The 11,462-nt window shown below is 72.8% G+C and carries 10 protein-coding genes, 1 tRNA gene and 1 pseudogene; 7 read left to right on the forward strand and 5 right to left on the reverse strand.

All coding sequences use genetic code 11. The annotated features are described in order from the left end of the window. Nucleotides 1–50 precede the first annotated feature (50 nt). Both def and J1M41_RS01550 read right to left on the reverse strand, forming a co-directional pair. On the reverse strand, nt 51–692 hold the full coding sequence (def, locus tag J1M41_RS01545) for a peptide deformylase (RefSeq protein WP_060974043.1): 642 nt from the start codon (nt 690–692) through the stop codon (nt 51–53). A 94-nt stretch (nt 693–786) separates the two neighbouring features. After that, nucleotides 787–1,488, reverse strand: a complete 702-nt coding sequence (locus J1M41_RS01550) for a Crp/Fnr family transcriptional regulator (RefSeq protein WP_236557137.1) — start codon at nt 1,486–1,488, stop codon at nt 787–789. A 162-nt stretch (nt 1,489–1,650) separates the two neighbouring features. On the opposite strand from J1M41_RS01550, the gene J1M41_RS01555 reads away from it, so the two are divergent. Together J1M41_RS01555 and J1M41_RS01560 are read left to right on the forward strand one after the other, a co-directional pair. After that, the gene (locus tag J1M41_RS01555) at nt 1,651–1,878 is read left to right on the forward strand and encodes a heavy-metal-associated domain-containing protein (protein ID WP_036381311.1); all 228 of its coding nucleotides are present in this window, start codon (nt 1,651–1,653) and stop codon (nt 1,876–1,878) included. Nucleotides 1,879–1,975: 97 nt separating this feature from the next. Continuing rightward, a complete protein-coding gene (locus J1M41_RS01560; protein ID WP_206451023.1) occupies nt 1,976–3,895 on the forward strand; it encodes a cation-translocating P-type ATPase in 1,920 nt (639 codons plus the stop codon). On the opposite strand, the gene J1M41_RS01565 is transcribed toward J1M41_RS01560, so the two are convergent. Further along, nucleotides 3,811–4,116, reverse strand: a complete 306-nt coding sequence (locus J1M41_RS01565; protein WP_044659105.1) for an antibiotic biosynthesis monooxygenase — start codon at nt 4,114–4,116, stop codon at nt 3,811–3,813. The genes J1M41_RS01560 and J1M41_RS01565 overlap by 85 nt on opposite strands. Nucleotides 4,117–4,364: 248 nt before the next feature. Between J1M41_RS01565 and J1M41_RS01570 the strand changes: the two are divergent. From J1M41_RS01570 to J1M41_RS01580, 3 genes and pseudogenes are all read left to right on the forward strand, one after another. Further along, nucleotides 4,365–5,125 (forward strand): annotated as a pseudogene (locus J1M41_RS01570) (MFS transporter); the annotation flags it as partial. A 410-nt stretch (nt 5,126–5,535) separates the two neighbouring features. Further along, a complete protein-coding gene (locus J1M41_RS01575; protein ID WP_206451000.1) occupies nt 5,536–5,982 on the forward strand; it encodes a hypothetical protein in 447 nt (148 codons plus the stop codon). A 61-nt stretch (nt 5,983–6,043) separates the two neighbouring features. Then, nucleotides 6,044–6,250: a hypothetical protein gene (locus J1M41_RS01580; protein WP_036384866.1), complete on the forward strand. Its 207-nt coding sequence runs from the start codon at nt 6,044–6,046 to the stop codon at nt 6,248–6,250. 945 nt (nt 6,251–7,195) lie between these two features. Here J1M41_RS01580 and J1M41_RS01585 read toward each other — a convergent pair. Further along, nucleotides 7,196–7,271: transfer RNA gene (locus tag J1M41_RS01585), tRNA-His, on the reverse strand. A 103-nt stretch (nt 7,272–7,374) separates the two neighbouring features. Continuing rightward, nucleotides 7,375–8,001 (reverse strand): oligoribonuclease, encoded by a 627-nt coding sequence (gene orn / locus J1M41_RS01590; protein WP_144819499.1) that lies wholly within the window; start codon nt 7,999–8,001, stop codon nt 7,375–7,377. Nucleotides 8,002–8,091: 90 nt separating this feature from the next. Between orn and mptB (J1M41_RS01595) the strand changes: the two genes are divergently transcribed. Both mptB (J1M41_RS01595) and mptB (J1M41_RS01600) read left to right on the forward strand, forming a co-directional pair. Beyond that, complete coding sequence (gene mptB / locus J1M41_RS01595) at nt 8,092–9,747, forward strand: polyprenol phosphomannose-dependent alpha 1,6 mannosyltransferase MptB (RefSeq protein WP_206451001.1); 1,656 nt, start codon at nt 8,092–8,094, stop codon at nt 9,745–9,747. 50 nt (nt 9,748–9,797) lie between these two features. Then, the coding region (gene mptB / locus J1M41_RS01600) for a polyprenol phosphomannose-dependent alpha 1,6 mannosyltransferase MptB (RefSeq protein ID WP_342214047.1) at nt 9,798–11,462 on the forward strand (1,665 nt) is incomplete at its 3' end.

Raw genomic sequence — 11,462 nt, forward strand, 5'->3', positions numbered from 1 at the left:
GGGGACGGGCCGTCGTCGTGTGCCGACCGGGTCGGACGTCGAGCCGAGGCTCAGTCCTCCTTGGGCCCGTGGTCGCCGTCGGGGCCGTGCTCGTGGTCCGCGTGGTCGTCGGCGTCGTGGCCGAAGGGGTCCTCATCGGTACCGGGCAGCCACGTCACACCGGGCACGTTCAGACGCTCGGCCCGCTGCGCGCGCTTCCAGCGCCGCTGCCACTTGCCCTCGAGCCGGTTCACGTAGAGGGTGCCGTTGAGGTGGTCGTACTCGTGCTGCATGATGCGCGCGAACCAGCCCTCGGCCTCGAACTCGAACATCTCACCGTCCACGCGCTGGCCGGACAGGCGCACGCGGGTCGGGCGCTGCAGGGGGAAGCCGAGCCCGGGCACCGAGAGGCAGCCCTCGGTGTGCTCGTCCGGGTGCGGGTCCTCCCGCGGGGCCTTGTCCAGGTGGGTCAGCACGGGGTTGATCACGTGGCCCACGTTCGGCGCATCGCCGGAGTCCGGGAACGTCCACGTGAAGATCCGCAGCCCGACCCCGACCTGCGGGGCGGCCAGGCCCACGCCGTGCGCGGCGTCCTGCGTGACGTACATGTCCTCGATCAGCTCGCGGATCTCGTCGTCGATCACCTCCACCTCGGCCGCGCGCCTGTGCAGCACGGGCTCGCCGTAGACGGTGATGGGACGGATGGAGGCCATGGCACTGCGCTTCCCGGCCCGGGCTGCGGGCCTGCGTGGGTAGGAGGACGGGGGAGCCCCCAGCCTACCGCCGGCGACACCACGACGACGGCGGTCATTCCGCGGCAAGGGCCTCCAGCGCCTCCGGGTCCAGCAGCGTCACCCGCGGGCCCTCGATGGCGATCAGGCCGTCGTCGGCGAGGCGGCGCAGCCCGCGGCTGAACGCCTCGGGGGTGGTGCCCAGCAGCGAGGCGACGTCCTTCTTCGGCGCGGCCAGCACCACGACGAGGTCGGCCTCGTCCCGGAGGGCCGGCAGGCCGAGCAGATGTCCGGCGATCCGCGCGGTGACAGGCTGACGCTCCCATGCCAGCCGTTGTTCAGCCTCGGCCAGGCGGACGGCCAGCGTCCGCATCACGCGTCCCCCGATGCCCGGATGCTCGGCCAGGAGTCGGGCGACCTCGGCGTGGGAGAAGGTGCACAGGCGGGTCGCGGCCACGGCGCGCGCCCCGTGCCGGGCCGGCTCGCCCGTGAGGAACTCGTGCTCGCCCACGGAGTCGCCGGGCTCGACCATCCGCACCACGCGTTCCCGGCCGGTCGCTGAGCCGAGCGTCAGCGCCAGGCGGCCGCTGTGCACGACGCACAGGCGGTCCGTGCGGTCACCGGCCAGGTGCAGGGCATCGCCGGCCTCGAGCACGAGCGGCCGCGCCAGGGCGGAGACCCGGCGCAGCTGCTCCAGATCCAGCCCGGTGAACAGCGGGACCCGGGCCGCGCACGGCTCTGGTTCATCCACGGGGATGAGGGGCAGGTCGATACGCACGCCATCAGCCTCCCACACGGCGGCTTGACCGCGGTCAAGGCGTACCCGCCGTCCCCTTCGTAGCGTCAGTGACATCCCCGGAGGACGGGGATCGGACCGGGCACCCGCCCGTCCGCTCAGCCTCATCGGCGGCCGCGCCGGTGACGACCCACAGGAGTGACCATGACCCCCACCACGCACACCCTGCTCCGCGCCGAGGGCTTCAGCTGCCCCTCGTGCGTCCGGAAGATCGAGAAGGCCCTCGACGCCCTGCCCGGCGTGACCGGCGCGCAGGTCCACTTCGAGACCCAGCGCATCGAGGTCGACCACGACCCGCAGACCACCACTGCCCAGGACCTCGTCGAGGCCGTCGCCAAGGTCGGCTACACCGCCCGGCCGTCGGCCTTCTGACCCCGCCCGCCCCCGACGCGCCATGCCCACCCCCGCCGTCACACGTCCGGGCCGCACCCGTGCCCGGCTCACGTTGTCCCGCCGCTGGCGGCGCCCCGTGGTGGCCGGCCTGCTGATCGCCGTCTCACTCGTGCTGGCGCCCGAGCAGCTGGCCCACGGGACCGGACACCTCGTGGCGGCGGGCCTGATGCTCGCCGCCGCCGTCGTGGCCGGCCTGCCGATCGCGCGCGACGCGATCGCCGCCCTGCGGGTGAAGACCGTCGGCATCGACCTGCTCGTCGCCACCGCCGCGATCGGCGCGTCACTGCTCGGCAATTTCTGGGAGGCCGCCGCCGTGACCTTCCTCTTCGCCCTCGGCCACGCCCTCGAGGACGCAACCCTGTCTCAGACTCGCTCGGCGCTCGCGGACCTCGTGTCCACGGCGCCCGAGACCGCCGTCGTCGTGGACGCAGACGGGACGCAGCGCACCGTGCCCGCCCACGAGGTGGCCCCCGGCGCGACCGTCCTCGTCAAGGCCGGCGCCCGGGTGCCGGTGGACGGCGTGGTGCTCACCGGGGTCGGCGCCGTGGACGAGGCATCCATCACGGGCGAGTCCATCCCGGCGGAGAAGACCGACGGCGACGCCGTGTACGCGGGCACCGTGGCCACGGCAGGCCTGCTGCAGGTGCGGGCCCGGGGCGTGGGCGCCGACACCACGCTGGCGCGCATCATCCACCGCGTCGAGGCGGCGCAGGAGGCCCGTGCGCGGACCCAGCGGTTCATGGACCGCTTCGCCCGCTGGTACACCCCGGCGATCATGATGCTGGCCTTCGCGACCGGCCTGATCACGCGGGACGTCCCCCTGGCCCTGACCCTGCTGGTCATCGGCTGCCCGGGCGCCCTCGTGATCTCCATCCCGGTCGCGATCGTGGCGGGGATCGGCCGCGGCGCCAAGGACGGCGTGCTCATCAAGGGAGGGGAGTTCCTCGAGCGCTCCGCGAAGGTCGACGCCGTCGCCGTCGACAAGACCGGCACCCTCACGTCGGGCACCCCCGAGCTGACAGACGTCGTCGCGTTCGAGCCCGGGGCCGAGGACGAGGTGCTGCGCTGGGCCGCACGGCTCGAGGCGGCCTCGGACCACCCGCTGGCCGCGCCGGTCGTCGCGGCGGGCCGGGACCGCGGCCTGCTGGACGGCCCGCTGGCCACCGATGTGGACGTCGTCCTCGGCCGCGGGCTCACCGGCGAGGTGGACGGCCGCGTCGTCGCCGTGGGCAACGTGGCGCTGCTGCGCGAGCGCGGCGTGGATCCGGCCGCGACCGACCGGGTCGAGACCGTCGCGGCCGAGCTCGCGGAGGCGGGCCGGACCCCGGTGGCGGTCGTCGTCGACGGCATCCCGCTCGGCGTCCTCGCCATCGCAGACACCCTCCGGCCCGAGGCCGCGGGCATGATCCGGGCGCTGCATGGGATCGGCGTCCGCGAGGTCGTGATGCTGACCGGCGACCAGCCCGGCGTCGCGCAGGCCGTGGCCCGGCAGGTGGGCGTCGACGACGTGCGGGCGGGCCTGCTGCCCCAGGACAAGCTCGAGGCGATCGAGGCCCTGCAGGCCGAGGGCCGCGTCGTCGCGATGGTCGGTGACGGCGTCAACGACGCCCCGGCCCTGGCGACGGCGGACATCGGCGTGGCCATGGGCGCGGCCGGCTCCGGCGTGGCCATCGAGACCGCGGACATCGCCCTGATGGGCGACCGGCTCGAGCGGCTGCCGCAGGCGCTCGATCTGGCCCGGCGCACGGTGCGGGTGATGCGGCAGAACATCGCGATCTCCCTCGTGACCGTCGTGGCCCTGCTGGCCGGCGTCTTCATCGGCGGCGTCACGATGGCCGTCGGCATGCTCGTGCACGAGGCGTCCGTGCTGCTGGTCATCGTGAACGCGATGCGCCTGCTGCGGCGCCGCGATCAGCCCAGGTCCACGACCTCGAACTCGAGCAGGTCGGCGCCCGTGGCGACCGGCGCCGGGCGGCCGCCCTGCTCGGCGGCGTGAGCGGCGGGCATGCGCCCGTCCCGCCAGCGCCGGAAGTCCTCCTCCGACGCCCACGTCGTGACCACGAAGTAGCGGTCCTCGCCCGCCGTGGGCCGCAGCAGCTGGAAGCCCTCGAAGCCCGGCTCCTGGTCCACCGCGTGCTTGCGGGCGGCGAACCGCTTCTCGAGCTCCGGGCCGGCGCCCTCGGGGACGCTGATGGCGTTGATCTTCACGACGGACATGGGCTGGCCTCCTCGTCGGCGGGGGTGCGGCGTCGGGTCGACGCCCTCACCGGCCGACTCTACGCCCGGCAGCGGACCGGGAGTCCGTCGAACGGTTGAGGCCCGGCGGCGTCGTCCCTGCGACGCTGGGTCGTGGAACCGGTTGCCGGGGGGCCCCGGGCGCCATCATCGCTGACCTGCACCTGGACCTCGCCGACGCGCAGTGGGTGACCAGCCTCTACGCCGGGCTGCTGACCGCGCTGCTGCCCGTCCCGGAGACCCGCGGCGAGAAGAAGCGTCCCGGCGTCGACGTCGACGGCGCCCTGCTCAGCGCCATCACGTTCGGTGCGCTCGTGTTCGCCGTCATCGAGGGCCCAGACCTCGGCTGGTGGACCCCGAAGCAGGACCTGACGATCCTCGGCTGGGTCTGGTCCACGCGCGCCGATCTCGATCGTCCCCCTCGCGCTCGCGCTCGCGGTCGTGGTGCTCGCCCTGGGACTGTTCGTCGCGTCGGAGCGGCACCGCGAGAAGGTGCGCCGCTCGGCCCTGCTCGATCTCGGACTGTTCACGTTCTCGACGTTCTCGGGGGCAACGTCACCGCGGCCATGGTCGCCGTCGGTGAGTTCGCCCTCATCTTCGTGCTGCCGCTCTACCTCATCAATGTGCTCGGCCTGGACGTGATGGGGGCGGGCCTGGTCCTGGCCGCGAGGGCCGCGGGCGCGTTCCTCTCGGGCGCCGCGGCCCGTCACCTGGCGGCCTGGCCTCGGCGCAGCTGACGGGCACCGTCCTCCAGGACATCCCCGTGGAGATCTCGGGTCAGGGCTCCGCGACGCAGAGCACGGTCCGACAGATCGGCTCAGCGCTGGGCACCGCGTTCGCCGGGGCCACCCTGTCCATCGCCCTCGCCGCCACGCTGCCCGCGGCCGGCTTCGCCGACGCGACGCGCTGGGCACTGCTCATCGCGGCCGTGTTCCTCTTGCTCGGATTCATCGGCGCGCTGCGGCTGCGCCGAGCGTCCGGGAATCACTGAGCACACGAAGAAGCTCCCGGCATCCGCAAGGATTCCGGGCGCTTCGTGTGGGATGAGGGACGGGGATTGAACCCGGCTGGACACGCCCCGGCCTGGCCGAATCATGCGGGACGGTGGGCCACGCGCCCCGGTTTGAACAGGTCGTGTTCGGTGGACGGAGGCTACCAACCAGGGTTGCATTCGGGAGAGGTGACGGGGTTCCCGCGCGTGGAGCCGGAATCGAAGCCGCCCCGCCACCAGGGGAGATGGCGGGAGCGGGAGCCGCAGCGGTCACGGGATTGGCCGCGGCAGGCGCCGGCCGCACGGAGGGGATGGCGGGCGGCGCCGAGGCCCAGCGTAGCCCGGGCGGGACGGCACGGTTACGGGTAAATCCGCGACACGGAAGGCCAGCTTCTCCCTATGCTGAAGCAGTGCACCTCGCCCTGCTGACTGCGTCCGCAATTTCCTCGCTCCCCATCTGGGCGCAGTGGATTTCCGCCCTCGCGCCCGTGGGAACCGCCACCGCCGTCATCGTTGCCTTCCTCGCCTACCTGCAGAAGAAGCGCTCTGACGACCGTGCGGACTGGTGGGCCCGCGCCGTGAAGGCCATAGAACTGATGACGGCCGAAGAGACCACCTCCGTGAACGCCGGCATGGCCCTGGCCAGCCACATCATCGACAGCGAGACGGCCTCCGACAAAGACCGGGCCATGTTCGCGGAGGTCGTCGACAGGATCGTCGACGACATCATCCAGGACAGCGTGCAGGTGGAGAGACGGGTGGCCAAGGAGAAACGGCTGCACCGCCAATCGCGCAGCGGTGGCTTCCTCAACAACGTGCGCACCGGATGTCCCTGGCTCCGCGGTCACACCCAGTAGCCTCTAGTCGTTACATCCACACCGGCTCTACACTCGTCTTCAACACCCGGAGGTGACCACCATGACTGCCCAGCTCTCGTCGAACGCGCCCCGCCCCCGCGACTCGAGCGCCTACGTGACCGTTCATAGCCGCGGCGGGCAGAAGGTCTTCGTCCGCGACGCCGCTAAGCGAGAGACCCTCCGGCGCGCTGACGCGCTCCTGGTGAAGCTGGCCTCCTCCAAGACTGGCGAGACCACCGAGACACGGCGCGGCCGCCGCTCGGCCTGACCCAGACGCACGAAAGCGCCCCCGCACTCCCTTGAAGGGAGTGCGGGGGCGCTTCGTCGTGGGGCCGGTCAGTCGGTGACGCGATGGCGAGGGCTGCGGCCGAGTTCGCGCACGAACGAGCCTTCGGCCACCTGGTCGTTCGGGAGCCAGCGCCGACGTCGGAGCCCTCGCGGATCTCGACGACGTCGCCCACCGGCACGGTCGCGTTCTGGGCCGCCCAGCGAAGGCCAGGCTGGACCATGCCGACGACGGAGAGGCCGACAGCGATGGAGAACGCCGCCCAGTCGGGTAGGTCAGCGAGGATGGCCGCGCCGGCCACCTGTCCGTTCGTGACCACATGGTGCTGCAGCTGTGGGGCCGCGCGTGACCGGGCCGCTGAGCACCTGGTCAGGTTGCGGGGGACGGCGCTGGCGATGTGCGTGGCCACGCTCTCCGAGGACCCCGTGGCGACCGCCGCCTACCCTGTGGTCACGCGGCGTGCGGGGGGCAGACCCGCGGGCGCGCGGTGCGGGCGGCCTCGCGGCGGTAGCCGGCCAGGGTGCCCTCGCTGCAGTGAACGGCGCGGGCCAAGACGTAGCGGTCGAGGCACTGGGCGAGCGTGGGTACGTCCTCGGTGCCGTCGGCGTGGGCCTCGAGCGGGCGACGTCCGGGCCCTGGGCGGGGTCCTCGATGATCGCCTTGATGCGGAGCGCCCCCGTCTCGGAGAGCATGGCCGGCATCTGCCGGAAGCGGCCGCGCTCGTAGTAGCCCACCCGGAAGGTGGTCACGCCCTTCTTCGACGTGCGCGTGCTGATGGTTGCCATGACTCGCTCTCCTCGGTCCCGTCGCTCACGCGGAGGCCGCTCCGGCCCCGCGGGGTGCCGAACACAACCATGGACGCAACCACGAACACGATGAGGGAACGAGAAAGCCCCCGGAACCAGTAAGGATTCCGGGGGCTTCGGGTGGGGTGAGCGACGGGGATTGAACCCGCGACCTTCTGGACCACAACCAGACGCTCTGCCGACTGAGCTACGCCCACCATGCCTGCTTCACACGGACGGATCCGCGCGGCGCAGCGGGGTCCACAGTACACGAGATCCCGCGCAGCGCCGAATCGGGGCACTAGGGCCGGGAGTGCCTGCTCAGGCCTGCGCCCCGGACACCACCTCCGCGATGGCGCGGGCCTCCTCCGTGGTGGGGCCGGGGGCGGGGGCCATGACGGCGGCCCGGTAGTAGCGCAGCTCGGTGATGGAGTCCTTGATGTCCCCGAGGGCGCGGTGGCCGCCGGTCTTGGCGGGGGCCTGGTAGTAGGCGCGCGGGTACCAGCGGCGGGCCAGCTCCTTCACGGTGGACACGTCCACGATCCGGTAGTGCAGGTGGTCGACGACGGCGGGCATGTAGCGGGCGAGGAACAGCTTGTCCTGGCCCACCGTGTTGCCGGCCAGCAGGCCCTTGCCGGCGGGCACGCGGGCGGCGATGTACTCGAGCACGCGCGCGGCGGCGTCGTCGAGCTCGAGGCCCTCCGCCAGCTCCGGCAGCAGGCCGGAGGTGGTGTGCATGTCCCGGACGAACGGGTCCATCTGCTCGAGGGCCGCCTCGGAGGGACGGATCACCAGGTCGATGCCCTCGTCCAGGATGTTCAGCTCGGCGTCCGTGATGAGCACCGCCACCTCGACGAGCTCGTCGACCTGGGGGTGCAGGCCGGTCATCTCGCAGTCGATCCAGACCAGGGGGGCGCTCTCCGGCGTGGGGGTGCTCGTCTCGCTCATGCCCCCAGGCTACTCGCGTGTCACGATGGTAGATTCGAGCGAGCCGCGCCCTCGCGCGCCCTCGCAGGACCGCACGGAAGGACCCGTCGCATGAGCGTGTCGACCCCGCGTCCGTCCGGGTCCACGGCCCACCGGCCGGAGTACGTCGGCGTCGGCGGCCTCCGCGCGGACCCCCAGGTCGCCGGCGCGGACTGGTGGCCCATCCTGGTGGGGACCCTCGGCTCCCTCCTCCTGGTGGTGGGCTCGTACTCCGTCGGCTGGCTGGCCTCGGCCTCCCCGATCAACCGCTGGCAGTGGCTGATCCCGTGGCGCACCCAGGAGACCGGCGTGCTCGCCGGCACGGCGCTCCTCACCCTCGGCTGCTGGGTGATGTTCTGGGCCTGGCTGCGCCTGGGCCAGACGATCCGCCCCTTCGGCCGCGGCGCTTTGCGCACGGTCAACCTCGCGACCGTCCTGTGGTGCCTGCCCCAGGTCGTGGCCCTGCCGATCTTCAGCCGGGACATCTTCGCCTACGTGGGGCAGGGCCGTCTCATGGTGGCGGGGCAGGACCCCTACGTGGACACGATCTCCTCGCTGTCCAACTGGTTCCAGCTCGGAGCGGACGCGACCTGGGCGGACTCCGAGACCCCGTACGGTCCGATCTTCCTGTGGATCGAGCAGGCCGTCGTCGCGATCTCGGGGGACATGAACCCGGACCTGGCGATCTTCCTGTTCCGCCTGGTGGCGGTGGCCGGCGTCGCGCTGATCATGGTCTTCGTGCCGCTGTTGGCCCGCCGGCTGGGCGTCAACGATGCGTGGGCGCAGTGGATCAGCGCCGCCAACCCGCTCTTCACCATCAGCTTCGTCGCGTCCGGGCACAACGACGCCCTCATGGTCGGCCTCGCCCTGGCCGGCACGTGGTGCGCGCTGCGCGCCGGGCATCCGCTCCGCCCCCAGCGACCCGGGCAGTCCGTCGCGTGGGGGGTGGCCGGCGTCGTGCTGGTCACCCTGTCCCTGGGCATCAAGCCCATCACCCTCGTGCTGCTCCCGTTCATCGGTCTGCTGTGGGCCGGCCCGACGGCCCGATGGCCGCGCCGGTTCGCCTTCTGGGCCCTCACCGCCGGGATCTCCTTCGGCCTCATGGCCCTGGTGGGCGTGCTCAACGGCTTCGGCTTCGGCTGGGTGGCCGTCATGGTTGGCACGGGCACCGGCACCGTGCCGTGGGGGCCGATCGGCATGCTGTCCCTCATCACGGTGGGGGCGAGCGAGCTCCTCGGACAGGGGGCGGACGTGCAGGCCGTCGAGGGCGTGTACAAGACCGCCGGACGCGTGCTCTCGGTGCTCATCGTGCTGGCCCTGATGTTCCTCGGCCGCCAGGACCGCGTGATGACGCGCATGACGTGGGCGTTCACCGCGCTGGTGATCCTCTCGCCCATCATCCAGCCCTGGTACCTGCTGTGGCTGCTGCCGTTCTTCGCCGTGATCGGCATCCGGGACAACTGGCAGATCAAGTGGGTCGTGTTCACGGTCGGCTACTTCCTGGCCTTCGGCGCGTCGGACCAGCTCTTCACCTGGCAGTTCCTGGACATCGCGGACCAGGTCAAGGCAATGTCCCTGATCGTCTCCGCCCTGTGTCTGCTGTGGATCCTCGTCGTGGACCGCCGCACCAGCCGGTTCGTGAAGGACCGCTGGCACGTGCGCCCCGCCGTGCGCGCCGGCCTGGCCCGGCTCCGTGGCGCCCCTCGCCCCGTGGAGCCGGGGGAGTGAGGCCGGCCGCCCCCGCGACGACCGGCGCCCGACGGCCCCGTCCGAGCCGCGTGGCGGCGCAGCCCGAGCCGGAGGCGGCCGTCCGCCGGGGCACGTGGGCGTCCGTGCTCATCACGGCGGGCTCCTGGGGCGTGGGATGGCTGCCGATGACGCCCGACTCGGTGTTCTCCGGCACCACCCTGCTCAACCCGCTGCGGGTCTACCTGCCCGGCGTGCTGCTCAGCACCGTGCTGCTGGCCGCCGGCTCGCTGCTCCTCGTCCGATCCTGGCTCGAGCTGGGGCGCGCGCTGCGGGGCCGCTGGGAGGAGCACGGCCGCCTGGTGGCCCGGGCCGCCTGGTGGTGGTCCGCCCCGCTGATGCTCGCGCTGCCGATCTTCTCCCGCGATGTGTTCTCCTACCTCCAGCAGGGCCGGCTCCTCGCGTCGGGTCTCGACCCGTACTCCCAGGGCGTGTCCGCCCTGCCCGGCTGGTTCATGCAGGGAGCGGACTCCATCTGGGCCGAGTCCCCGTCCCCCTACGGGCCGCTGTTCCTGCTGTTCGCCGAGACGACGTGGCGGGCCACGGGCGGCAACATCGAGCTCTCCGTCACGGCGTTCCGGCTCCTGGCGCTCGCGGGCCTGGCGCTGTGCCTGTGGGCGGTGCCGCGGCTGGCCGCCGTCGCGGGCCGCTGCGGGCCGTGGGCCACGTGGGTGGCCGTGGCGAACCCGTTGTTCCTGCTCTACATGATCGCCGGCGCGCACAACGACGCGCTGATGTCGGGGCTGATGCTCGCGGGCATCCTGCTCATGGTCCGCCCGCCCCGCCGCCGCGTGCATGCGCTGTGGGGGATCGTGCTGATCGCCCTGTCCGTCGCGATCAAGCCTCTGACAGCCCTCGTGCTGCCCTTCGTGGCCCTGCTCCTGCCCACCGGTTGGGCCCGGTTCCGCGCGGCCGATCCGCGCCTGCGCCGGCGGGACCGGCTCGGCCCGTGGTTCACGACGGCGGTGATCTCCCTGGCCGTCCTCACGATCCTCGGCGCCGGCTCCGGCCTCTGGTTCGGCTGGGTGCCGGCCATGCTCACGAGCGGGGACGCGGCGTTCCCGTATGCCCCCGTGGGCCTGCTCGGCCTGCTGCTCGGCGCGGTCGTCGACGCCGTGACGCCCCTGGGGGCGCGCGACGTGGCCGCGGCCTTCTACACCGTGATGACGGTGTCGGCCCTCGGCTTCACGGCGTGGCTGGCCCTGTGCCGCCGGCCCCTGGACCCGGTGTTCAGCGCGGCGGCCGTGCTCGTGGTGGCCGTCGCCACCGCCCCGATCATCCAGCCGTGGTACCTGCTCTGGGTCCTGCCGCTGCTGGCGTGCGCCCTCCGCCCGCTGCCGTGGGGCGCCGACCATCCCCGCTGGCTCGGGTGGGTCACCGCGCTCGCGGTGCTGCTGCTCACCGGCGTCGGTGTGGTGGACCAGCTCTCCGTGGCGCAGTGGCTGCCGGTCCTGGCCGTCCGCGTGTTCACCCTCGTCCTGATGCTCGCGGGGATCGGATGGATCATCCACCGCGATCCCGTCACCGCGTCCCTGTTCCCCGGGCGGCGGCGTCCTCCCCTGGAGGTGGTCGAGCCGCGGGCCGAGGCGGCGTCGTCGACGCCTCCAGAGGCGGGCGTGCCGCCGGACGCACCGCCCGACGGGCCGCCGTCGACCGCCGCGCACCCCGCCTCCTCGTCCACCCGCATCCCCCAGGAG

Source organism: Micrococcus sp. KRD096, assembly GCF_017168495.1.
Classification (GTDB): Bacteria; Actinomycetota; Actinomycetes; order Actinomycetales; family Micrococcaceae; genus Micrococcus; species Micrococcus luteus.